19 protein-coding genes and 2 pseudogenes are annotated in these 23,648 nt (G+C 67.2%); 5 read left to right on the top strand and 16 right to left on the bottom strand.

Going from position 1 to position 23,648, the window contains the following annotated elements; all coding sequences use genetic code 11:
• Nucleotides 1-28: 28 nt before the first annotated feature.
• From fabG to EES42_RS20065, 4 genes are all read right to left on the bottom strand, one after another.
• Nucleotides 29-820, bottom strand: a complete 792-nt coding sequence (gene fabG / locus EES42_RS20050; protein WP_124719635.1) for an SDR family NAD(P)-dependent oxidoreductase — start codon at nucleotides 818-820, stop codon at nucleotides 29-31.
• Complete coding sequence (locus EES42_RS20055; RefSeq protein WP_124719636.1) at nucleotides 801-1,895, bottom strand: hypothetical protein; 1,095 nt, start codon at nucleotides 1,893-1,895, stop codon at nucleotides 801-803. The genes fabG and EES42_RS20055 overlap by 20 nt, the downstream gene beginning before the upstream one ends.
• A 20-nt stretch (nucleotides 1,896-1,915) precedes the next feature.
• A complete protein-coding gene (locus tag EES42_RS20060) occupies nucleotides 1,916-3,823 on the bottom strand; it encodes a nucleotidyltransferase domain-containing protein (protein WP_124719637.1) in 1,908 nt (635 codons plus the stop codon).
• A 125-nt stretch (nucleotides 3,824-3,948) separates the two neighbouring features.
• Complete coding sequence (locus EES42_RS20065) at nucleotides 3,949-4,131, bottom strand: hypothetical protein (protein ID WP_124719638.1); 183 nt, start codon at nucleotides 4,129-4,131, stop codon at nucleotides 3,949-3,951.
• 565 nt (nucleotides 4,132-4,696) lie between these two features.
• Here EES42_RS20065 and EES42_RS20070 point away from each other — a divergent pair.
• Nucleotides 4,697-5,722 carry a tetratricopeptide repeat protein gene (locus EES42_RS20070; RefSeq protein WP_124719639.1) on the top strand — a complete coding sequence of 342 codons (1,026 nt, stop codon included), beginning with the start codon at nucleotides 4,697-4,699 and terminating at the stop codon, nucleotides 5,720-5,722.
• A gap of 333 nt (nucleotides 5,723-6,055) precedes the next feature.
• Here EES42_RS20070 and EES42_RS20075 read toward each other — a convergent pair whose 3' ends face one another.
• From EES42_RS20075 to EES42_RS20095, 4 genes are all read right to left on the bottom strand, one after another.
• Nucleotides 6,056-6,895, bottom strand: a complete 840-nt coding sequence (locus tag EES42_RS20075) for a hypothetical protein (RefSeq protein WP_164495274.1) — start codon at nucleotides 6,893-6,895, stop codon at nucleotides 6,056-6,058.
• A 1,029-nt stretch (nucleotides 6,896-7,924) separates the two neighbouring features.
• Nucleotides 7,925-11,701: an nSTAND1 domain-containing NTPase gene (locus EES42_RS20080; protein ID WP_124719641.1), complete on the bottom strand. Its 3,777-nt coding sequence runs from the start codon at nucleotides 11,699-11,701 to the stop codon at nucleotides 7,925-7,927.
• Entirely contained in the window at nucleotides 11,701-13,590 is a 1,890-nt protein-coding gene (locus EES42_RS44770; RefSeq protein ID WP_164495268.1) for a hypothetical protein, read from the bottom strand. Before EES42_RS44770 ends, EES42_RS20080 begins: the two co-directional genes overlap by 1 nt.
• Before the next feature lie 676 nt (nucleotides 13,591-14,266).
• Complete coding sequence (locus EES42_RS20095) at nucleotides 14,267-16,531, bottom strand: hypothetical protein (RefSeq protein WP_124719644.1); 2,265 nt, start codon at nucleotides 16,529-16,531, stop codon at nucleotides 14,267-14,269.
• 274 nt (nucleotides 16,532-16,805) lie between these two features.
• Here EES42_RS20095 and EES42_RS46230 point away from each other — a divergent pair.
• A pseudogene (locus EES42_RS46230) lies at nucleotides 16,806-16,902 on the top strand (DNA-binding protein); the annotation flags it as partial.
• A 280-nt stretch (nucleotides 16,903-17,182) separates the two neighbouring features.
• Here the strand turns inward: EES42_RS46230 and EES42_RS20105 are convergent.
• Nucleotides 17,183-17,560: pseudogene (locus EES42_RS20105) on the bottom strand (site-specific integrase); the annotation flags it as partial.
• A gap of 61 nt (nucleotides 17,561-17,621) precedes the next feature.
• Between EES42_RS20105 and EES42_RS20110 the strand changes: the two are divergent.
• Nucleotides 17,622-18,050 (top strand): hypothetical protein, encoded by a 429-nt coding sequence (locus EES42_RS20110; RefSeq protein ID WP_124719645.1) that lies wholly within the window; start codon nucleotides 17,622-17,624, stop codon nucleotides 18,048-18,050.
• Between the two features lie 20 nt (nucleotides 18,051-18,070).
• On the opposite strand, the gene EES42_RS46235 is transcribed toward EES42_RS20110, so the two are convergent.
• Together EES42_RS46235 and EES42_RS46240 are read right to left on the bottom strand one after the other, a co-directional pair.
• Nucleotides 18,071-18,466, bottom strand: coding sequence for a hypothetical protein (locus EES42_RS46235; protein ID WP_241196478.1), 396 nt, complete (start codon nucleotides 18,464-18,466; stop codon nucleotides 18,071-18,073).
• Nucleotides 18,467-18,481: 15 nt separating this feature from the next.
• Nucleotides 18,482-18,787 (bottom strand): hypothetical protein, encoded by a 306-nt coding sequence (locus tag EES42_RS46240; RefSeq protein ID WP_241196479.1) that lies wholly within the window; start codon nucleotides 18,785-18,787, stop codon nucleotides 18,482-18,484.
• A 397-nt stretch (nucleotides 18,788-19,184) separates the two neighbouring features.
• On the opposite strand from EES42_RS46240, the gene EES42_RS20125 reads away from it, so the two are divergent.
• Nucleotides 19,185-19,622 (top strand): hypothetical protein, encoded by a 438-nt coding sequence (locus EES42_RS20125; protein WP_124719646.1) that lies wholly within the window; start codon nucleotides 19,185-19,187, stop codon nucleotides 19,620-19,622.
• 73 nt (nucleotides 19,623-19,695) lie between these two features.
• Here EES42_RS20125 and EES42_RS20130 read toward each other — a convergent pair whose 3' ends face one another.
• Nucleotides 19,696-20,154: a hypothetical protein gene (locus EES42_RS20130; protein WP_124719647.1), complete on the bottom strand. Its 459-nt coding sequence runs from the start codon at nucleotides 20,152-20,154 to the stop codon at nucleotides 19,696-19,698.
• 82 nt (nucleotides 20,155-20,236) lie between these two features.
• Entirely contained in the window at nucleotides 20,237-20,422 is a 186-nt protein-coding gene (locus tag EES42_RS20135) for a hypothetical protein (protein WP_069171768.1), read from the bottom strand.
• Nucleotides 20,423-21,271: 849 nt separating this feature from the next.
• Between EES42_RS20135 and EES42_RS20145 the strand changes: the two genes are divergently transcribed.
• On the top strand, nucleotides 21,272-21,916 hold the full coding sequence (locus tag EES42_RS20145; protein WP_124719648.1) for a hypothetical protein: 645 nt from the start codon (nucleotides 21,272-21,274) through the stop codon (nucleotides 21,914-21,916).
• A gap of 235 nt (nucleotides 21,917-22,151) precedes the next feature.
• On the opposite strand, the gene EES42_RS47610 is transcribed toward EES42_RS20145, so the two are convergent.
• The 3 genes from EES42_RS47610 to EES42_RS20160 all read right to left on the bottom strand — a co-directional run bounded on the left by EES42_RS47610 (nucleotide 22,152) and on the right by EES42_RS20160 (nucleotide 23,646).
• Nucleotides 22,152-22,391, bottom strand: coding sequence for a hypothetical protein (locus tag EES42_RS47610; protein WP_323187729.1), 240 nt, complete (start codon nucleotides 22,389-22,391; stop codon nucleotides 22,152-22,154).
• Between the two features lie 244 nt (nucleotides 22,392-22,635).
• Nucleotides 22,636-23,328, bottom strand: a complete 693-nt coding sequence (locus EES42_RS20155; protein WP_124719649.1) for a contact-dependent growth inhibition system immunity protein — start codon at nucleotides 23,326-23,328, stop codon at nucleotides 22,636-22,638.
• 12 nt (nucleotides 23,329-23,340) lie between these two features.
• Nucleotides 23,341-23,646 (bottom strand): RNase A-like domain-containing protein, encoded by a 306-nt coding sequence (locus EES42_RS20160; protein ID WP_124719650.1) that lies wholly within the window; start codon nucleotides 23,644-23,646, stop codon nucleotides 23,341-23,343.
• Nucleotides 23,647-23,648 lie beyond the last annotated feature (2 nt).

The following is a 23,648-nucleotide window of genomic DNA, read 5'->3' on the forward strand; positions in this document are numbered from 1 at the left end:
CGGTTTGTCTCCTTGCTTGTTGGTGGTCTCAGTGCAGCAGCCAGCCGCCGTCGACGTGGACGGACTGCCCCGTGATGAACGAGGCGGAGGGGCCCACGAGAAACGCCACCAGGGCCGCGACATCCTCGGGCCGACCACGACGCGGGACACACTGGCGCTTGATCTGGTCCTCCGGCCGCGCACGGTGCTGGGCGGGGAGGGTGTTCTCGGCCTCGACCTGGATGGCCCCGGGCATAACGGTGTTGACGCAGATTCCGTACGGGCCCAGTTCGCGGGCGAGAGAGCGGGTAAGTCCCAGCAGCCCGGCCTTCGCGGTGCTGTAGGCGACGAGGTTCGTCCGGCCGACGCGGGCGTTGACACTGCCGATATTCACGATCCGGCCCCAGCGGCGTTCGATCATGCCAGGGGTGAGCACGTGGCAGGTGCGGAAGTGAGCGGTGAGGTTCACGTCGAGGGAGTAGTTCCAGGCGGTCTCGTCGGTGTCCTGCCAGGCAACGCGGGGGTAAGAACCGGCGTTGTTCACCAGGATGTCGACGGGTCCGATCTCGGCCCGGACGAGACCGGCCACGGTCTGGACGGAGTCTGGATCGGTCAGGTCGGCGTTCACCGCGATCCCGGGGCTGCCCGCGCGCTCGAAGGCGGCGAGGAGGGCGTGGGCGTCGGGGTCCTGGCCGAGGTGGTTGACCGCCACGGTTGCTCCGGCGGCCGCGAGCGCCCGCCCGATCTCGGCGCCGATGCCGGTGGCCCCGCCGGTGACGAGGGCGGTGCGCCCTTGGAGCGGCCGGGTCTGGAGAGGAGTCTCAAGCAGGGGCAGGGACATTACTGCTCCGTTCGCCGGGGTGAGGGTGAGGGGCCGGAGTGGTGGTGAAGAAGGTGTCGAGCGTCGTGTGCGGGTCCTGGCTCTCGGCGAGTTTGATCAGGACGAGCAGGAGGTCGTGTCCGGTGAGCCGGGAGGGCGGGATGACGCCGAGGACGCGCAGGGCGAGAAAGGCACGGATCTCCTCCAGGCCGCCGCCGTTCTCCCTGCGGAGGCCGTCCAGGGCACGGGTGATGGCCGCAGCGCGGCCGGGGCTGGTGTTCCAGGAGTATCGGACATCGATGTGCCGACTGGTCCGGTGCAGTTCCAGGTACTCGATGCGCGGGCGGGCCAGGGGCGGCAGGGCGAGGCGGAGGGTGCGGGCGTACACATCGGGCTGGTAGCGGGGAACGAGCCAGCCGCCCAGGGCCATCAGGTACCAGAGCAGGTTGGCGGCCTCGCCCGCGACGGTGTTGCGCCCGGCGAACTCGAAGTCGAGCCAGCACAGCGGGTCGGCGATGTTGGGTTCCGTGGGGTCGCCCTGCGTCAGACCGGCGAGCCTGCGGCGGTCGGGAGCCAGGGCAAGGCGGAGGTTGTCGATGGTGTCGGCGACGTTCAACGTCAGCGGTCTGCCGTTGGCAGTGAGGGTGAAGCCAGCCAGTTCCCGGAGGCTGAGGGTCGTATCGGTGTGGGGCAAGGTAAGTGGCTGGTCGCGGCGCAGGTACCAACGGTCCAGTCGGCTACCGGGGCGGATGCGTTCGAGGTAGAGGTCCGGGACGCACTCGGCCAGCGGCACGTTCCTCCCGGTCTCCTCAGCCGCTGCTCGCAGGTCGGCGCAGACCCCGTCCACGAGGCGGGCCAGGCGGAGCTGGACGGCCGGATCGCGGTCGGCGAGGGCGATCACGTCGCCCATCAGCAGCTCGCACCGCCCGGTGGCGAAGACGTCCTCGTAGACGAGGAGCTGCCTGTCCGGTAACGCGATCTGCCCGTGAAGGGCCGGAACTGCCATGCGGGAGGCGAGCCGTGCCCATCCCTTCGCCTCGGCTTCGGCCCGCTCCCGGGTGGCCACCGGCTTGCGGAAGACACCCGTTGTTGCCATGGACCGTCGGACGTTCGCGCTCACCGCGTCTCTCCAGGAAGGGTGTCCAGCCAAGCCTGGAGAACGAGGAGTGCGAGCGCTTCGGCAGCGAGCGGCTCGGTGCGGGCGGTGGTGACCAGGCTCGTGTCCTGCCGTGAGGCGTCGAGGAGGACGGTAAGGGCGTCGCTGTCGGAGGGGCACTCGATCCCACTGAAGCGGAGCTGAATCTTCGCGAGCAGCGCGGTGACCTTGTAGAGGGCGCGGAGGTCGGGGCTTCCCTTGAGGAACTGGCGGCGGATCTCGATGGCGGCCTGGATGCCGTCGCGCAGGCTTGCAGCGACGTCGGTGGCCGCGTCCGGAGCGGGCAGAGCCAGGCCGGGGGTGGACCACAAGGGGACCAGCGACCCGCTGCCGATGAGAGCGAGGACGTGAAGGAGTCGAGAGGTGATGGCGCCGGCCCGGCACTCGGCGCGGGTCAGTACGGTCATGCCCAGCTTGACCCCGCCGAGTTCGGTCTCCAGATCCGCGAGGATCTGGCGCATCTCGTCGAGGGAGGACGTGTCGGCCACGACAAGGACGTCGAGGTCGCTCCAGCCGTGCTGGTACTTGCCCCGGGCGCCGCTGCCGGTGACGGCCAGCAGATCGATCAACGGGCGCAGGCCGGTGGTGCGGTCGAGAAATTCGGCCAGGTAGGACTCCAGGTGTACGGGGAGTCCGAGCGCGTTGACCGGCATGGTGGAGGGCTGGTGCTCCGGCCAGCGGCGGTCGAGCGCAATGCGGTCCAGCCGCCGCTCCAACTCCAAGCGCGGCCCGTCGTTGCCGATGACCTTGTGGGCGATGGAGACGATCTTGTCTGCGCCTCGTGCGCTTTTGATGACGTCGCGGTCCGCGACGTCCTGGGCCCCGGCGGTGCCCCGCCGGGTGCGCGTGGCCTCGCAGGCGTCCAGGTAGACGATGGTGAGCTGAGGTCCGAGCATCCGGGCGAGTTCGGCGGTCGAGTCGAAGTCGTGCAGCGACTCGATGCTGACGGAGTCGAGGAAGTGGTGGGCCTGGCAGAAGCGGTCCAGCGCGTCCACGATCAGCTCGGCCTGCACGACCGATCCCAGCCGGTACGGATCGTGAATCCCCGCCCGGCCAGCCGCATCCTCGATGAGGTACCCGATCTTGAGGCGGGCGTGGCCGTGCTGGGTACGCAGGTACTCGCCGGCCGTGCTCTTGCCGCTCTCCGACATGCCGCCCAGCGCGGTGACATGCACTCCTGCCAGAGCCCTCCCGGGCACCTCCGGATGCAGGGGTGCCAGGAGCCCGCGGACCTCGTCCTGGACGGCGATGGTCGGCCGGTCGCCGATGCGGATGGACATCGGGAAGCGACCGTCGTCGACGAGCCGGTTGATCTGCTCGTGGAGGTGGCGCTGGTACGCCGCGTAGATCCCAGTGACCGTCGCCTCGTGGGCCAGGCTCCGGCGGGTGCCTTCTTCAGGGTCGTCGCAGTGCAGAAGGACGAGGGCGTGCTCGCCCTCCTCAGCGGCACGCAGGTCGGTCTCATACGAGGTCAGCAGGAGTCGGGCCCGGTCCGCGGCCTGCTCGGCGCCCAGATCCTCCCGTACGGCGACCGTCGCGGCGACGGACGCCTCCAGCATCGGGATGCCCCGGTCCAGCAGGCGCACCGGCGCGGAGAAGGGGTGCCGGGAGCGTTCCAGGTAGGAGGTGGCGAGGACGTCGGCGACCTCCTCGACCGGATCGGTCTCGAACCACCAGCGGGCCATGCCGCCGGCCTTGATGGCGGCCCAGCGGGGGTCGTAGTGGTCGAGCGAGCCAGCAGAGGTCGCGGCCCGGCCCATGCGCCGGGCGAGGATTCCGATCTGCTTGGTCTTCCCCGTGTTGTCGGGGCCGCTGAACGCGACCGACACGGGGAGGGGATACGTATCGCTGTTGTACGGACTGGACATCGGCTTCCCTTCACTGGTGATGCGGAGCGGGTACGCCTGCAAGGCGCCGTGAACGCCCTGCGGCGGGAACTCGATGGGGCTCCGACCTCGCCCCCGGGTCGAGAGGCAAGGACGGGCCGGAGTGCCTATACGGGGCCGTCGGCCAACGGAACGTCCTCGGCGCTGAGCGTCGCCTGCGCCAACGGGACCTGTGCGGAGGAGTCGGTGTGGGCCAGAAGTCCGACCCTGGCGAGCCCGGCAGCCGTGCCGAGGGCCCACACCCAGCTCAGGGCGGTCTCCAGCGGGTCGGGGACGTGGGAACGGCTCATCGGACCGCCTCTCGGACGGCGGAGCCTTGTGCCGCACTGGGCTGGCGCGAGAGCGGAATCGTGCGGGTCCGTGCGTTGTCAGTGGGCATCGCCACCGTCGGTTCCTCTCAACGTGTCCGGGCAGGCGCCAACAGGCCCTGAACAGGGCCTATTCGAGCCATTCGGAGTTCTGCGGAGTGATGTTCAGTGAACGACGGGCCGCGCTCCCGGGACAGGGCCCAGGATGTAGTCCTGCGTAATCCCGCGTAATCCAGGTGGGGAGGGGTGACGGGTGCCGAGGAACCCGGCCGTCGCGGAACTGATCAAGCGGGCCTGCCAAGAACGCGGCTGGGGCCCCTCGGAGTTGGCGCGTGCTCTCGGCGTCGCTGAATGCGGCGACCCGCGCCGCCTGCAGCGCCAGCACGCCCGGCGGTGGATAGAAGGCGAACGAACTCCCGGCCACTGGTGGCCCTACATCGCGCAGGTGCTGGCACTGAATCCCGAGGCGATCAACCTCTCGGAGCCCACGCCTGCGGCACCCCGCACAGATACCGTTGCATCAGTCCTGCACCTGGGAAGGAGCGACGTGGAACGCCGGGAGTTCATCCTCGCCTCCAGCGGATACGCGCTGTCCGCACTCGGCCTGCCCGACATGGACAGCATCACCCGCCGAACTAAGACCGCCCTTCCCGGAGCGGTCCGCGTCGGCCAGGGCGAGGTGGCCGCCGTACGCCACATGGTCAAGGCCCTCGGCGACTCCGCCTCCGAACTCGGCGGCGGGCACGCCCGCCACCTGGCCGTCCGCTACCTCACCCAGGACGTCGCCCCCTGGCTGGAGGGCCGCTTCACCGAGGCCACAGGCCGCGACCTGTTCGCCGCCACCTCCCAGCTCGTCCACCTCGCCGGCTGGATGGCGCAGGACGAGGGCGACACCCCAGAGCTGCGCGGCCTCGCCCAGCGCTACTACGCCCACTCCTTCCGCCTGGCTGCTGAGGCCGGTGATCCGGAGCTGTCTGCGACAGCTCTCCGCGGCCTCGCCGTGCAGTGCGTCGACCTCGGCTATCGCGCCGAAGCCGTCCAGCTCGGCGAAGCCTGCGTGGAGTACGGTCACCAGCTCGACAACCCGCGGGCCGTCGCCTACTACGAGGCCACCCTCGCCAACGCCGCCGCCCAGGACGACGACCGTCGCATGGCCACCAAGCACCTCGCCCTGTCCGAGACCGCCATCGGCAAGCCGACCGCCGCAGCGGGCGACTCCTGGGCCGCCCACTACTCCCCCGGCCGCTGGGCCCACGAATCCGGCATGATCCTCTCCCGCCTCGGCGACCTCGACGCCGCCGAGGAACACCTCCACCTCGCCCTCGACATCCATGGCCTCGACCGCCGCCGCACCCGAGCCATCGTCCTCGCCGACCTAGGCGGCGTGCGCCTGCGCCAAGGCGACGTGGACGGCGCCATGGCCACCTGGAGCGAGTTCCTGGACTGCGCGGACGGCATCCGCTCGGTGAAGGTCCAAGCCGCGCTCCAGGACATGCGCGTCCGCCTTCGCAGGTACAGCGGCGTTCCCGAGGCCCAAGACCTCCGCGAGCGAGCAGCCCGTTTCGCTGCATAACCACGTCCTGCCGCCACAACAGAGCGATCTGACCATCTTGCCTCGCACCACCCCAGAGGCCGCGGCTCAAGCGACCTCTCTCCAAAGGCGTACTGCTGGGGCTCCACGCAGCTATCCGCGCTGTCAATCACCACTGGTGATCGCAGAGCAGGAGCTGCGGTCCTAGTCACAAGGGGCTAGCGGACAACCTGGCCGGATCGGGCCATCGAAGAACCATCGGCGCAAATGCGTGTGGGCTATGACGCAGCCTAGTACACCTCCAACACGCTTTCCCAGCGCCTGCGTCCAACCCAAATGCCAGCACGCGAAGCAACACGGCGAGCCACCGGGAGCTCAATCGCGCGAATCCTCAATCCACCTAGAAACCCAACGATTCAATCGGCCAGTACTATTTTCCGCAGCAACATATTCACCCGTCGGGAGAATAGCCAATTGACACTTTTTTGCAATCAACTTCAGCTTCTGCCCAGATGAGGCGACAAGGCGGGTTTCCAGCAGGCGGTTGCGCACGTCGCAAAATTCAACCCCTCGCGACTCTAGCCATGCGAGCATCTCCGGGTCATCGCAACGCACCTCCCTCCCTTGACAAAGCCGCGTGAGCAAAACAAATTCCTCCTCGCCGATAAAATTCGGACTCCATTGCTCCGTCGCTGAAGTCACATCAAGCGCTTCATCACCAGCGTTGTGCACTTGAACTTGCCAGCCGCCTCTTCCGTCGATGCGGGCAGCACGACAACTCAGTAGAGTCCTGGTGATCTCAGTTTCAAGATCCTCTCCCCAAATCTCTCCCCCAAGTCCGTACACCTCATCCAGCCGCGTCCAAATGAACTCCAGCAACAGCCTCAGCGGGTTCTCTGGTGTCGAGAAGTAGAACGGCCACCACTCATCGATCAGAGGCGCCATGAATGGCCGACCGTTGGCCTTAACGAGGGAGCACGCACCTGAAACGATCAACTGAGGGAAATTCGCCGGACCGAATCCGTGGTTTCCAATATTCTGCTCAAGGTAGTTCGCCATCGACAATCTAAATGCCCGCTCGCTTTTAAATCCATGCATCCCGAGAATGACTCGAACCGCAGAAATCTGCTCCATGAGAAGCGTTTGAAGCAGAGCATCCTCTTCGTACGAGAGGGCGACAGCCCCCTTCCCATCCCAAGCCAACTTTCCAGTCATCTCCGCGAACGTTCTAACTGACGGAGCCATATTTCGATCAGGATCGTCTGACACCTCATCATCACCTTGATAGTAGGCGTGCTCGATTTCACTGACTGAATTAAGCTGACCAAACGCATCGCAAGCTCGGCCGAATGGAGATTCTTCTTAACTTCGACGACGGCAACAATGTCCCTAACATGCCATACGTAAGAGTCGGTATATGGCAGCCTCTCTCCCTCGCCCCGAACCACCATGCAATCGAGTTGGCCGGATAGGCGTCCGTGACCATCACGAGCAAATCCGGATACCACTCGCAAACCCAATCCGTCCGGCAGGGCTCGATTCAATACATCTGAAGACAACCCCTCATACATGTCTCCGATTGTCGGAGCATGCTTTACAGGAGCATCGTCGAGCTTAGGAAGCTCGTCTCGAATAATGCCCGACAGAAGGTCGGCAACCGTGCGAATCACTAGACCTCACTCACAAGTTGACGCAACTTACGCGCCCGAGAACAGCATTGAGGGCATTCATTCATAGCCAGTGGCGCACCGAGACAACCACCGGCGCACCCCTGTATCCCGTAGTCCGCTCCCGCTCCACCTCGGCCTGGACACTTCACAGCCCGCCTTCGGCAACTGCCAAGAACTGGCGCCTACCTCTCGCTCCCTCGGACGGTCCCGACGGCGACCTCCTGAGCGCACAGGCACGCGGCTGCCGGAACGCCCCGCCTCATGCTGCCGGCCTCGCGAAGGTATGAGATGCCGCCGTGGCCCGAGCCCCTCCACATATGACTGCGCCACTGGGGCATAACGAGGGCCCGTGCCATAACGTGCCAGTAGAACCGGGGAAAAGCGGTCAACTCGGGGGGCGCCAGGACCAGCAGACACCACACAACTGCGAGACGTTTCCGCAGCTCAAACACCACATACGTATCCCGGGGTCGGGTGATTCCCAAGCTCGGACCGCGAGTTCGATTCTCGTCACCGCTCTCTTCGATGAGACCCCAGGTCAGCGACCTGGGGTCTCATCGTCGTCTAGACCTGATCAGGAACCAGTGACCCTCGACCAGCAGGAGAGCAGCACCGGTTCGGGGCTGTGCAGACCGGTCGTGTCCACGTCGAAGACTTGGAGGGCACGAAGGATCCGAATGGCGTCGACGGCTTCCGGCCCAGGGTCCAGGCCGGCGGCGCTGGCGGCTGCTCCCAGGTCCTCGAACGGCAGTCCCTGCTCAGTCATGAACTCCAGCACAGCGGTGAACGCCGACCATCGGAACGTCTCCGGTACAAGACCCACCTGGGCCAGGAAGTCGGCCGCACCCTCGATGCTCTCCAGCCGACTGCGTACCGACTTCAGGGCAGCGCCCTCCGAGTCGCCTCGGGATACCTGTTCGGAGAGTTGATCGATGAGCAGCGGCCAGCCGCCCGTGGTCTCCGCTACCCGTTGCAGCGCCGCCTCCGACGTGAAGGAGTTCTGGTCGAGGGACCAGGTGCGCAGTCCGTGCCGGGTGAAGCGCCGCAGTGGGACGACTCCCACGCCGGACGTCTGTTCGTCCGACAGCAACGACGCCCACAGGGTGAGCTGCTCCAGCCCTGCCACGACCACGGCGGAGCGAGTGACCCCTGGGCCGTCGGGCAGTCGGGTGGTCGCCAGTTCCGGGGAGATGAGGCAGGACTGCTCGCCGGGAGACTTGACGGTCAGGTCGGAGACCACGAGTCGGCTCATCCCCGGCTCGCCGCCGACGAGCTCCCGCTCGAAGTCGGCCCTTCGGGCCACATGAGGCATCTTCCAGCCGGTGGTCTCAGCGATCTCGCGCAGCGCGGTGGTGACCCGGTTCACGCCGGTGGCGGGAGAGCCGAGTACCACCCGAGCCAGATTCCGGCGACCCGGTTCGGAACCGGAGACCTGCCTGCCCGGCAGGATGTCCGCGATCTGTGCGGCGGTCAGTGGACAGTGCGAGTGGGATTTCGCGGACTTGTGCCGTGTCTCCAGGGCGGTCAGCCGCTCGGTCACCTGCCGACTGGAGGTATTTTCCAGCTGCGCGTCAACGTCCTCCAACGTGCCGATCATGCTCAAGGCGTTGGCGCTCCGCAGATGCCAGCCCCGGTAGTCCGGGTCGGGGGCGAGGACACCGAGGCCCTCCATCTCCGTGAGGTAGGCGCGGAACTGGTCCGGGTCCAGGTCCCTGAAACCCTCTGCCCACCAGTAGGTGCACTCGTCGCGCAGTTCGGCATGGGTCATCCGGGCGTCGATCCCGTGGTGATGAGCGTGGTGCGCCACCACGTTGGCGATCATGTTGTACCGGGAATCGAGCCGCAAGGTGTCATGGAAGGCGGCGGTGATGCTCCGCTGGAGGTCCTTGTCGGACTGTACGCGTTCGACGTCGTCGCGGGCGATGAAGTGCAGCGGCCCCGACTTCGCCTCCCGCCTCTTGGCGTGCATGGTCTGCACAAGCCGGTGGGCGAACATCTGTAGCAGGAACGGCTGGTACGAACAGTGGCCCAGGATGCGGTGCACCAACTGCGGCTCCAGGAACTGGTATCCCAGTGCGGCCAGCGGTTTGAGAAGTAGGTTCGCCGCGTCCTGGGGCTGGAGCGGGCCGATGACTGTCGGGTGCTGCGAGAGGTGGCTGAACGGATTGTTCGCCGCCAGGGTGGCGTATCGCTGTACCGAGTGGAGCCCGGCAAAGACGATCTTGACTCCGTCGTTGGTCTCGGAACTGAGGTCACGCAGCCGCCGGGTCTCGGTGAACCTCGGCGAGTCCGACTCGAAGAATCCGTCCGCCTCGTCCAGCATGATGAGCATCCGCCGGCTGTTGTCGGCCTTTAGCCAGGCCCTGATGCCGGTCAGCACGTTGTCGTAGGTGAGGGTCGCATCGGCCCGTACACGCTTGGGCAGCGGAAGGGCTCCCTCCTCCAGCAGCCTGCGCCCGATGAGATTCCACACGGCCGAGGACTGGGCACTGGTGCCGTTGTAGGTGGAGTCCAGGCTGAGAGCCATGCTGATGTGAGCCGTGGGCGCCTGTGCGGTGAACTTCCGGCCCGCTTCCTTCAGCAGCGCCGACTTGCCGAGCCCTCGGCCCCCGAACACCACCTGGTTGCCCACCGGGTTCTGTACGGAGCCGAGTTCCTCCAGGCGTCCGAAGAACATTTCCTCGGCCACCCGGCCGCGCTTCTCACTGACGTACGGATTCACGGCCGAGAACGGCAGCAACACCCGCATCGCCGGGTCGAGCAACTGGTTTCCCCGGGCGGCGAGATAGGCGAGGGCCGCGTCATCGAGCACCACCATGGGCCGACGTCCGACGCTGAGCGCGGCCAGCGATGTCCGGGCGTGCGCGGAAAGGGTGCCGAAGTACGCGACGAGCAGGCTCTCCTGGCTGGGGTCCTGTTGTACGCGGGCCATCAACGCTTCCGGAGTCGGCTGGCCCCACGCCAGCATGACCCGCAGCCTGCCGCGCAGGGCGGACCCGAAGGACGGCACCAGGGCTTCTCCCGTGTACCGGACCTCCTGGAGGTCCAGGAAGCGGTGTTCGGGGGTGGTGCTGCGCTGACGGTCACGTTGCGGTTTGCGCAGGCTTCGGTATCCGATGAGACGGAGCGCCGGCATGAGCAGGTTCTCCTCGCTCAGGCCCTCCGTCCTCCTGACGCCCCGTCGTAAGGCCATCTCTCGCCAGCCCGACAGACCATTGGCTGCCTGATCGGTGAACTCCTGGGACATGGTGGAGAAGTCGAGTGCGTCAAGGTTCTGGAAGCGCTCCCGGTCCCGTACCGCCCGAATGAGTTCCTCGGTGATGCCATGGGGCAGGGCATCGGGCACCGACGGGAAGAAGGCGTTCAGCGGGTGGTCCCCGTAGCGCGTGTCGGGGATGCTCTCGCCGTTGGAAAGGTGAGAGATCAGCTCCTCGGCGGTCAGCAGGTCGCCATCGTCGAGGAGGGGAGTCACCCGTGCGACGTCCTCGGTCCTCAGGCCGGGGATCTCCATGAGCCGCGCCCGCAGTTTGGCGGTGGCCGTCGCGTGGGCACGTTCGAGCTCCTCCGACAATCCGTCGAGCCGTTGCCGTGCGGAGGCGAGGTCGGATTTCGTGGTGAGCGCGGGCGCCTGGAGCCGGTGTTCAAAATCGCGCTCCTCCTCTTCCTTGAAGACGCCGTTGACGCGCGTGCGGCGCAGCGAGTCCTCCAATACCCGCCGCTTGCCTTCCAGGGCGGCCACCGTGTGCCGTGCCGCCTCCCCCACCGCAAGGTGCACGCTCTCGTCGGTCAGCTCTTCGTGGCCATTCGGGCCAGGGGGCAGCAGACGCATCTCGGAGAGACCCAGGAGGTGAGCCGCGAGGTCGAACCGTTCGGCCACCCGATGGCTGTCGATGACGTCCAGCCACGATCGTTCGGTGCTCTCAACGATGCTCTCGGCGGTCAGTTCCGGCGGAATCACGCGTCCGGTCGCCTCTTCCACCCGCACGCCGGGGAGCTTGAATAGGTCCATGCCCAGAACGACCTCCGCCGGATACTCGGCGGGATCGAGCCGGGTGTCGCCCGACAGCAGATCGAAGGTGAGCCGCAGCGAATCCGCTGCCGCTCGCATGGCGGACCGCGTGTAGGCGTCGTCGGCGAGCGACTGTGCCGCCAGGTCGTCCAGCACGTGGTCGCGCAGAGCCAGCACGGCCGCGCGCATCGCCTGAACCTGGTCGACGCTCCAGTCGTTCGCTCCGACGTCGAGCGCGCGAGCGGCGACGACCCACTTGTCGGCCGAGCGCAGCCGGTCGTTCATCAGCCGGAGCAGGTTCTGCCTGGCTGGTCCTTCCAGGCGGCTCCTGCTGGATTTCATCAGCCTACGGCGACCTCGTTGAGTTCGTCCTGGAGAGCGGACCCGTTGGCCAGCGTCCGCACGCCGTCCGCGACCTCGTCCAGGCCGTCCCTGTCGTCGTCAGCGGCCCGCCGGAGCAGGCTGCCGATGAGTCCGGAGGGCGCGAGCCAGAGCCGTGTGATCTCGGTGGCCCGGTTGAACCGGATGCGGGGCAGTTGGTCCAAGCCCTGCCGGCATTCCTCGCGGGCCTCCTGCAGGGAACGTTCCAGTTCGGCCGTGCCACGCGCCAGGGCGAGCGGCGGCGAATGCAGCAGCATGGACTGGAGCGCGCACCGGGAGACCTCGTCGGCCACGGACACGAGGCTCGGCGGCAGTACGGCGGCCACCTGCTGGAGCGGAGCACTGGTCTCGGCGTCCCCGGTCACAAGAACGACCCGCAGCAGAGCGGCCGTGACGAGAGCCGCGTCGGGGCGGCTTCGGACGAGGGCGTCGACGTCCATCCCGGCCAGTTCGGCGCGTACCCGCGAGGCGCACTCTCCGCTGGAGGAACGCAGCGCGAGGGCGTACGCGGAGATCCGCAGGGCGGCGGTACGGAATCCGGGTTCGGCGTTCTGCTCGGCCAGCGCCGCGGCGGCGCCGTAACGGTGTTCGGCCACCAAGGGGGCGAGGACGGCATCCGGGGACTCACCTGACCCGAGTGCTGTGTCCGTCTTCACGGCCGTGTCGCCAGCCGGGTGCGGGAGCTGCTGCGGCAAGAAGGCGCTCGAAGCGGCGGGCTGCGCGGAAGCGGGGGCAGGGGCAGGGGCAGGGGCAGGGGCAGGGGCAGGGGCAGGGAGCGGGGTCTGCCGCCGACCGGCAATGAGCGAGGAAGCTGGAGCAGGGGGCGGGGTCTGCCGCCGACCGGCAGTGAGCAGCGGACCGTCCGCCGCTTCGGCGGAGCGGGACGGCGCGTCTGGCTGTTTCGGGGGCTCGACGGGCTGCCGGTCTTCCCCCGGGGCGGGTCCCCGGCGCGGCCCGGATGCGACGTCATGGTCTGCGGGACCCTCGGTCCTCTGTGAGCAAGGCTCCGTCGTACGGGGGCTCCCGTGCGGGTGCAGGCCGCCGGGGCCGGAGGCACCGCGGGCCCCGTGAGCCCGTACGGCATCAGCGTGGGCTGCTTCGCCAGGCTCTGGGTCCGCTCGCGTTCCCCCGCCCTCGGCCGGCTCGACGACCGCTCCCGCTGCCACGTCCGCGGTCGTGTCCCGGGCCGGCTCCGAGCCGGATTCGGGGGAGGATGCGAGGTCGGCGTCCGGGGCGGGCCTGAGAGTCAGACCCCCGTACTGCGCGGCCAGCACAAGGAGGGCGGGGGCCTTCGCGGACATCTCCTGGAGAAGCCCGAGGATTTCAGCCGAACGTTCCTCGCCGCTGTGGGCGAGTTCCACCATTCTCAGCAGAATCCCGAGGGCCTCGGCGTCCGACCGGTCCTGCTGGGACCAATCGGCTCGGGCCAGCAGCGCACGGGCGGCCCCCCGTGCTTCGGACACGGCGGCGGCGGACACGGTGGACGCCGGAGCGCGGCGCAGCTCGTCCACGTCGGCAAGCCGGGTGCGCAGTGCTTCGGAAGCGAGCGTCTCGGCCACCGACACCGTACATTCGCGAAGGCTGCCGAGGTCGGACCCGGGCTCCGCACCGTAGGCCCTGAGTCCCGCCAGCGCATCGTCGAACGCCGCCGTGAGCTCGTGGAGCGAGACGAGGTCCGCGTCGGCCGGCCGGCTCTGCGCGGACACCGAGCCGGCAAGCCGCCGGACCGGCTCGCGGGCGGCCGTCAGCGCCCGTTCCACGCGCTCGACGGCTACGGTGAGCGCGGCGGCGTCGGGCTGGAGCTCCACGGTCCCGCCGTGGTCCGCAGGCTCCTGTGGGGCTGCGGTCACGGCCGGTTCCGTCCCGGTGCCGGTGGAATCGTCCTCTCCTCGCAGAGGCTGAGGCACCAGGGCGAGTTCCGCTACCCGTCGGGCGGCCTCACGCACCGCCGCAATCGACTTGGCCGGCAAACCGTCTGTCATCCAGGTCTGGTCAAGAGCCCAGAGCCACAGCGCCCCGTCCTCCGCACTGACCTGCAGATGCGCCCACCCGGTCAGCCGGAGCAGACCCGGACTCCAGCGCCGGGTGAGTGGTTCCGCCGAATCGGCGGCCAGCAGCAGGTCATTCAGGATCGGCTGGGTCAAGTGACCGGCGGCGTGCCGCGACTTGGCAGAGGAAGGATCCCGGCTCATCCGCGTGAGCACATCACGGCACAGGGCCGGGCTCACGCGGGTGCCCGCTATCGGAATCCGCAGCGCGCCGAGAATATGGCGTCGCCACTGCATCGGTGTGGAGTTCAACGCATGTTCGACGTCGGCCTGATGCAGCTGTTCGACGGCCGCGCCGACCGGCGACGGCATGGCACGGAGCGCTTGCGCCAGTGCTTCCAAGGCGTCGGTGAGAGCCGGCGTGTCCGACGCCCCCTCCACCACGGAGAAGGGCATGTCCGACTCTCCGCACAAGTGCATTCCACGACGGGGTGATGTCACACGAACTCCTGCGAACTGAATTGCTGGGAGCGGCCGTTCAGCAGCCCCGTTGATGCGGCCGTACGTAGGTGTAGCCGGGGGGCAGCTCAGAGCTGCCGACGAGGCCGAACTTCAGAAAGTCCTGTCGGAACAAGCGTCGCTGTTCCGGGCTCGCTTCGTACCCCAAATGGCCTATGTAGCGCAAAAAACCCGGCACATGGTGCACGGCCTTCGCACGGACCGGCGACGTGCCGCCCTCCGTCTCTCCGTGACCTCTGGGCCGGTCTTCCACTACCTGCGGTGTGTAGCAGAGCAGCTCGACGATGCGTTCGCCGAGTCGTGTCGGGTGGTGCGGCCGCCCATCGTCGCCCCGGCTGCCTTGCAGGCGGGTCAGTGCTCCGGCGGCGAGCAGTTCGACCACCGCCGCGCCCACCAGCTCGGCCGTGGGGTCCTCCGGGGCATCGGTCATGACCAGAGGCAGGGCGGAGGCCAGCAGTTCGCGGGCCAGCATGGCCCGGCCGACGACATCCAGCAGGCCGAACCTCCGTACCGCCGTCATGACCAGCCACCGGGTTCGGCCGAGGGATGTGTCATCCGGTGGCCGCTGCCACGCACCGTCCCTCGTGCGCACCCGCTGGTCGTACCGATGCTCGATCGACTCCCCGTCGACGGTCCTCGGCCGGAGCAACGCGGTCGTCCTCGCTTGCACGGTCCGGCTGCCGCGCTGCCAGGCGAGGTCGAGCAGGATGCCGGGGAAGCAGGTGGACGGCCACTGCAATCCGACGAGCCGTCCCTCCTCGTCCATCCGGACGCGCTGTACGGACGGCGGATGTCCGTCGTGCTCCAGCCGGAAGACGATGTCCGGACTCGGCCGCAGGACCGGCCCGTCGAGTAGTGCGCGATCCGGCGGTTGCGCGGTGCCCTGCCCGGTCGTCACGGCCAGAGGCATCGGCAGGTATCCGCTCTCCAGTTGTCGGGCGCGCAGGGGCTGCTGCCACTCCAGCCGACCCGGCCCCTCGTGAACCAGAACGGGTTCCCCGAGATCGGGCTCGTCCGGCCACGGCATCACGGGGTACGGGGCTGCAGGCTCCGGCTCCACCACGGGCACCCCCGGAGCCTGGCGCTCCCGGCATTCCGCCCAGCCCCGCCCGGCCGGCTCCTCCGAGGCCCCCCGGAGCACGTCCCACGCCGAATCGTCCCCCACATGCTCGGCCCGCCACACTCCGCCGCCCTGCCAGCGGTCGTCGAGGGCGACCCGTACGCCGGTGGGCAGCAGGCCCGTCTTCTCATCGGCTTCACGCCGTACGTAGTCCATCAGTACGACGTTGGCGTGTAAGAGGGCCGAGGGGTACCTCGTGCCCCGCATCAGCCTCGCGGCCTCGGGCAGGGAGCACAGTGCGGGCCCGAGAGCGGTGTAGACCGGCAGCCTCCGCACGGCTGCCCCGCGGCTGGCGATCGGCGCGGCGCCGCGCGCCACGGACCGAGCGAGTGTCTCCAGGGCGTCACGTCCTAGCGATCCTCCGTCTGCGAGGCGGTCCGCCATCGAGGCACGGGTGAAGGCGTACTCCCCCCACAGGCGAATCCCGGGCAGCGACGCGAGAGCGCGCCGGACCACGTTCACGAGGTTCCGCAGTCCGGCCTCCTTGTCCTGCGAAGTGGCACCGGGAGGCAGCATCAAGGGCAGTGGCATGGGGGCGAGGGAGCTGTCCAACTGGCCCCTGCCGCGCGTCATGAGGTAGCGCAGGTAATACGACGTGTCGTCGAGGTCGCTCTCGGGCAGGCCGTCACCGGACCGTTCGTACAGACTGTTGACGACCAGGGACCCGTACGCGTCGATGGTGCCGCGGTGGCTCAGCCTGTGCAGGCGCGCACCGGAAGCAGCCAGCCCGGGCCCGAACGCGTCGGCGTCGAAGACCAGTCGCTCGCGCAGCGAGGTGGCCTTCGTCCCGTCGAACTGGTTCGGACCCTGTGCGCCGGCGGGGGCGCCCGACAGCCAGCCCGGTATATCGCCCTCGACGCCGAGTGCCTCGTGGGCGCCCTCCTTATAGACGATCTCCGCAGGCAACAGATCGCCGCCGGTCCGTACGTTGATCATCGCGCCGACCGGCAACGCCTCCATCTCGTCGCCGAGGGCGACCGAGGGGAAGTCACCGATGTCCAGCGGCCCCCCGGCGTATCCGGCGGCGTCCGTGTCGAAGCCGAAGTACACGGCGTTGAAGGCGACGGCAACGTGGACGGGGGCGGCTCGCCGCTCGACGAGAGCAAGGAGATAACGACGCAGCCGCGCTTCGTCCGCCGGCTCGCCGGCTCCCGGCCTGATCATCCAGGAAGTGATCAGCGGAGGGTCTACATAGGGCCGCCAAACCCCGTCCGAAGTCCCCTCCGACGAAGCTCCGGTCACCGGTGTTCCTCGCATATGCCCTCATACTCACGCCTCATCGGAGGAAAAGAAAGAGCCGGGACTCGCGCATATTCGCCTCTTGGCCGCCCAAGGAGACTCAGTCACAGTTAATCAGGTCGTCATGGCAGGGGGCGATCCAGTCGCCGGCCAAAAGGTGCGTTCGGAGGTCGTGACCAGAAACCCAAGGCACATGCATGCCATCGGCGCCACGGCGGCCGAGGGCGCTGCGCCAGCCGAAACCGGACGCCCTCCTGACGACCGACAGCGACGACGTGACCAAGCTCTGCGGCAACCTGCCTCCTCGTCCACCCCTGACCTGCCAGATCACCCGGAACAATCCCATACCGGGGTGCGTGCCCCATCCATGCCCAGCAGAGCGGACAACAGCGGTCAGGTGCGGTCTCAGAACCTGTAGCCCTACACCCCGCCCACCGAGAAAGCGCAGGTCAAAGGCCCTCCAATCGCTCAAGGACCGTTGATTCCCAAGCTCAGAGCGCGAGTTCGATTCTCGTCACCCGCTTCACAATGAAAGCCCAAGTCAGCGACTTGGGCCTGTTTGTTGTCTAGACCTGTCTAGGTGTCTCGTGCCCGCTCCGTGCCCGATGCCTGTTCATCGGCCTTGGCCGCAGCCTTCCGACGTTCAGCCTGCATCAGGGAGTCGAGCCCGGAAGCGACCTCACGTTGGCGCTCGGAGTCCGAGTGCTGATAGATGCGCGCGGCCCTATCCGTGGACTGGCCGACACGCACCACCGTGTCCTTGAGCGTCGCGCCCAATCGGGTGGTCAGGGTGTGTCCGGTGTGACGAAGATCGTAGAACCGGACATCGGCCGGCAGTCCGACCACGCTACGGGCCTTGCGCCACTCCCGGCCGAAGGTCGAACGACGGAAAGGCTTGCCCCGCTCGCCCACGAACAACAACCCGCCCGGGGTCTTCTCCGCGTACCAAGCGAGCCAGGCATGGATCAACATGAGTCGATTGAGAGTGGTGGCGCCCTCCCGTACCTTCTGGAACATGGGAGAGGGACGGGACGTCACCAACAACGTAAGTAACGGCGTGAGCGGCCATGTCAACGGGCCCGTGGTCCAGGCTGGATCCATCAACGGCAATGTGATCCTGCCTGCAACGCCGAGCCCAGAGGAGGCAGAGTTACGTGCTCGCTGGTCGGCACGCACGAAACGAATCCTGGACGCCGAAGATGCAGAACGTGCAGCACGCTACGCCCAGTCTCAGTTTCAAAGACAGAGATTCCTCAAGAAGGCACGTCGCGGAATCTACGGGTCTGTCGTATGGATCCTTTTCGGCCTGTTCCTGGTTGTCGGTGGTCACGGATCCGGGGGCGACAGCACGCGAGTGATGTGGGCGTCGATTGGGTGGTTCGACGTGGTGATCGGTTTCGGATTCCTGGCGAAGCGCTGGTTGGCTCTTCGACGCTACCGCTGAGTCCCGGATTGAGCAGCTGATCAACCGCTGTCCTTCAATACATCTGACACTTGGCGCCACACGTGCGCAGTCGAGTGGATCACGTACCGCAGCCCGTCGCAGGAGTGGTCGTGGCACTTGATCGGCTTGTCCTCGCCGCGTGCTGTGGTCTCTTCTGGCCAGGCGTAACCGGGCAGCTCGTCGAGGAGTCCCCGGCATGATCGATGTACGCGCAACAGCCCCGAGCCGAGCGCAGTCGACACGCTGCGGATGCCGTTGAGCACCTCGTTGTTCGCAAGGGCGACGACGGGATGCCTGTCTGTCCACAATTGAGTGGAAAAGCTCGTCGCGGACGGGTCAATAAACGTCCACTCGGGAACGACCTGCTGCTCGTCGAGCCATGCGCTCACGGCGCGGCTGAACTGCGCGTCGGTCATCTGTCGGTGTGCGGCTCACGAGTTGGGGCTCCACTCGTTGACCGCGTACAGCCGGTCGTTGGCGCCGAGGCCGTACAGGATCGCCGAGAACTGGTTCGCGGTTCCGTAGTCGATGGCGACCCAGTACCGGCGCATCGGCGGCAGTTCGTCGACGACGATCCGCTGCTCGTCGAACATGTCGTAGACCGCGCCCTCGGCGATCACCCAGGTGCCCTCGATCATCCGGCGGCGCCAGAGTCCGACGCACTCGGCCCGCAGCGCGTCGATGTAGGCCGCGGAGAGGCTCGGGTTGTCGTCGAGCCGGATGTGCCGCGAACGCACGTCGACACGGTGCACAACCAGCCGGTTCCCGCCGAGCCGTGCAGCGACGTTCGCCTGCCCGTACCCGGTCACAGCGAGGTACCACTGCGTTTGCGGCGTCGGCCCGTCCGGCACACCGGCGAGCCACTCATCGAGCTGGTACGCGCTGCAGGGTTTGATCTCCAGCAGGCTGGACGGTCGAACCACGAGCGCTTTCGAGAGGGGTTGTACGAACGGTTGCCGAGGTTCTGGGACGAAACCAGGAAAGTACGAGAGGCCAATCCTGCATAGCTGATGGGCGAGCAGGTGGCGCCAATCGTGTGCCGTGGCATGGACGGCGTAGCACAGGGCGTCGACGCTGTGGTCGTCGAGTGTCAGGGGGTACGGTGGCGGCCTCAGATGCTGCAAAGGTGGTTCGATGGAAGCGGAGTTGGTGGCACTTGCTGCCGCAGGCGCTACGACATTGGTTCAGCAGATGGCGGTGGACTCCTGGGCACAAGCTCGTGACCGGATGGTGTCGTTCTTCTCGCGTCGCGGTGGTGGTGAGGAAGACGTGATCGAGGGGGAGCTGGAGACCTCGCGCGGAGAACTGGCGGCGGCAATGGAGGCCAGCGACGAACAGACCGCCTTGGATGTCCAGGCGGAGTGGCGTACACGATTGCGGCGCACTTTGCTGGCAAATCCGGCCGCGGCTGCCGAACTGCGGTCAATGATTGATGACTTGGCGCCCCCAAAGGGTGATCAACAGGTCGCGGATGTCCATAACACGATCAGTGGGGGCGTACAGCACGGCCCAGTGATTCAGGCTGGCAACGTGGGCTCGCTGAGCTTCGGGACACCTTTCGGTCAGACCTGAGCCTGGCGGCAGTACGGGGCCCACACCGGCGACGGCCACGGTACGCCGCTCTCCGGGAAGGCGAAGGGGGCGGTCACCAAGTGTGCTCGCGGGCATTGGCATCGGCCGCTTCGATGGTGATCTTGTGAGTCAAGCGCGTATCTTCCGCCTCATGAGCGAACAGCCGTCCATCCGCAACGAGTTGAGTGGAAGCGTCGGGGGCCACGTCGTGCAGTCCGGTGCTATTCACGGCGACGTTGTGTTCACTTCGCCCGCTGCGCCGGTGGACCCGGAGGCAGTGGAGACGCAACGACGTTGGAGCGAACGTCAGCGGCGCATCCTCGATGAAGGGACCGCCAAAGAGGCGGCAGAGCAGCGCAGGTTTGAAGACTACGTCAGGGTCATTCACAGGAAGCGACGTTGGAACTTGTGGTTGCTGTTGGTTGAGGGTCTGGCCGTGGCGCTGGGGTATCTGCGCGCGTTCCCCTCGGCTGCGCTCGTTGGCGCCTTGGGTATTCTGTTTGGGCTGATCTCCCTGTTCGGCTGGGTCCACTGCTCCGTGCTCTTGTGGAGGGCCCGGACGGGGCGGACTATCCCAGTTCCCCGGCATCGGTGGATGTGGTGAGCCGGTGGCGTCACTCGTGCGCATTGGAGTGCACGACGTAGCGCAGCGCGTCGGCGCTGTGGTCGTCACGCTTGATCGGCTGGTCCTCGTCGCGGTCGGATGCTGCGGGGTCCCATGCGTAGCCCGGTAGCTCGTCGAGCAGCCCGGTGCATGGGCGGTGGATACGCATCAGCCCGGAGTCGAGGGCGGTCGACACGGATCGGATGCCGTCGAGGACGTCGTTACGAGCCGGGGCAGTGCCGAGGTGCCCGCCATCGTCCCGCTTGATTGCGGGGCGCCGGTGGTGCTTCTAGGTTGCGTCTGGCGATGTGTCCCGTGTTGTTGCTGTGGGGCGCGTTACTGCTTCAAGGCGGCCTTGAAGATCTCGGCGACCTCGTGTTTGACGGCGTAGGCCCACAGCGGATCGGTGTCGGCGATCCGCATGGAGGCGGGAAAGTCCCTAGCCATAGGTCGTCCGACCTTCCTGTTTCGGCAGCACTGGCAGGGAGCGCGGGAAGTGAGGTCGGCCGCCAAGCTTGGGCGGGGCTGGCTGCCTTGGTGCGACGCCCGTTCCAGCGCAGGACGGTTCCGGAGCCGGCTGGGAATGGGCCGCCCCGGGCCAGCTCCGGCGAACTGGAGCTCGCCGCGCTACAGGAAGACAGCACCGATCTGAACCGGGCGCAGGTACTTGTGACAGCCCTTCACGTACGGGCGGCTCTAGACGAAAAATTCCGCGTCCGCCTCGAAGAGTGGTGGCAGAGGGCACAGGCAGCCGGGGGCGAGGTGCACCACAGCGTCTCGGGAGGTACGCAGAACGGTCCGGTGATCCAAGGCCGCGACTTCTCCAACCTCACCTTCCACATGACCTGCGGAACGGAGAAGCCGGATCGCGAGTAGCCGGATCGGTCTCACCACGATGCCCGCCGCCAACGGCCTGGTGCGGGACAAAGCACCACCCCCCTGCCTGGTCCGTCACGTCCATCACATCTTGCGGCGAATCGCGCACGCGCCCCGATACTGCTGATGCACGATAGTCGTCTCGAACGATGCGAACGGGAGTGGAGTGGTGGAAGAGCACCGCACAGACCGCAACCACCGGCGGCAAAGTACGGCATCTCAGACCAACAACGAGGCCAGCGGCGGTACCTTTCACGGTCCTGTGATCATGGGTGGTCAGGTTCAATTCGGGCAGAACCAGATTCCGGTCCGGAACGGAACCAGGCTTGGGGCACATGAACAGATGTACTCCTGCGGGGAGTGGGTCGACCTGGCCTACGATCCTGTACCGGACGCGGGCACCGGCGACTTCTATGACGATCTCCGCGCGGCAGAATTCGATCCTTGGCTCGCCGCAGACGGATTCGCGGACAAGGTCGACAGCCGCTACGCCCACGACCGTCACGTGCCGCTGAACTTGGTCGTGTACGAGAGGCACTCGCGTGTGCCCCGATTCGTCATCGTGTTGACGGGCAACACCTACGGATCCATACTCACCACCTACGCTGCTTCTCTGCCCGACCTGATGGATCTCCTGGCCAAATGGACTCCGACCATAAATCTCTTGGCCCAGATCGACGGTTTGGCAAAGGATCAAAGGGATTCGACGGGGGCCGACGAGCATTCCGCCGCGGCACTCTCTCTGCCCGCGTCCTCCCACCTGTCACGCATCGTGAGCCCGAATGGGCCTCGTACCCCGCGACGGGCCGACTAACGAGACCCTGAGGTCCGACTGCGCCTCCATCCAGTTCCGAGCCATCCTGGCCCAGAATCTGCACGGGTGACCCGATCCCTCCCATCGCACGTAAGGTCGTGCCACAACGTGCCAGTAGGGGCGGTAAGCAGCGGTCATCAGGGGCTACACAGGAGCTGGCCGCAAACACCGCAACACTAACCTTGCCGCAGGTCAGAGGCTATTCATGGGTCGAAGTCCCGGGTGCTTCCCAAGCTCAGAGCGCGAGTTCGATTCTCGTCACCCGCTCCATGATGAAGGCCCAGGCCGAGCGCCCGGGGCTTCTTTGTTGTCTAGACCACTTCAAACGTCCCGCACCAGAAGGATTCTCGTCGGCCTTCTCGCGGGCGGCGCGCACGAGGTCATCCAATCCGCTCGCGACCTCCTGCCGTCGTTCGAGATCCGAGTGCTGATGGATCGGCGCGGCCTTCTCCGGCGGCTGCCCGGCGCGGACCATCGCTGCGGCTTCCGTGATGGCCTTGAGCGGCCGGCACGGCTTGGCCGCGGTCGTGGCAGTCCCGGTGGACGAGAGCTGTTCGGTCCGCCAGGTACGAACGCGGGGACACTGCACCAGGAGGTCGGCTGGCTCCTCGTAACAGGTGCAGGATGCCCATTCCCGACAATCTCGTCGAGCACCTCATGGTTCGGCAGGCACGCGCAGAGCTCGGCCTGTCGGTGAGCCGAGACGGACGGGCATGCGGTCAGTCCGCGGCCGCTGGCCCGGGGCCGTAGTCCGCCTTGAATCCGCCCAGGGTGTCCGCGAGGTGGGCCAGCCAGCCGCTCGGGGAGTACGGCTGGGGCGGGTCCACCTCCATGCCGAGCTCCGCCACCGCGAGGGCGTATTCGGGCTCCTCCAGGGCCAGGGCGAACAGTTCGTGGAGTTCGCCCGTGAGGCGGGCGAGCAGCTGTGGGTGCGTGGTGGTGGTGTAGTCGTGTACGGCCGCATCGTGGTCGGGGAACTCGTCCGGCATGTCCTGGGAGAACCAGCCGCCGAGGAACTGGCCGAGCTCGGGGAAGCGGGCGTGCCACTCCCAGTGGGTGCCAGGGGCGGCCGGGGGCGGGACATCGCCCTCCTCGATGGACCGCTTCAAGTGGTTCGCGATCACGATCAGCCAGTCCTGGATGGCCGATTGGGGCAGGCCGACGTCCGGCACGGGGTAGAACTCACCGAGGCTCAGGCGCAGCCGGCCCGGTGGGTTTCGGGCGTACTCGCGGATCTGGCGTTCGGCCGTGGCCAGGGCCCAGGGGCGGGTGTGCCAGGTGTGGCGGAGGTAGGCCCGGAGGGCTTCGCTCGGCTCGTCCGGCTCGTCGTCGGCCGGCATGCCGGTGTACGCGCTGATCACCTGGTCCAACTCACCGTAACGGCGGTCGAATTCGAGCGGCTTCATGGACACGGCGCTGGACCTCTACAGGTAGATCGGGACGGTGGCGAGCACGACGAAGCCGTGCGGGCTGCTCGGCTCACGCCTGAGGACGACACGTGCCGCGCGCACATCGACGGGCTCGCGCCCAGCGAGCATCATCGCCTGCAGCAGTACACGGCCGACGGGCGCCTCGCGGGAGGGCCAGGCGGCCTCAATGACGAGGCGGGCGCGGGTGCCCTGGGCGAGCCAGCGGTGAATCTTCTGCTCGTTGCCGGTCACCACCTGCTGGGTGGCCCAGTGAGCGGTCTCTCGGCCGGGGTAGGTGGCCGAGCGGGTCCGTACGGTCATGT

The organism is Streptomyces sp. ADI95-17 (genome assembly GCF_003846175.1).
GTDB lineage: Bacteria > Actinomycetota > Actinomycetes > Streptomycetales > Streptomycetaceae > Streptomyces > Streptomyces sanglieri.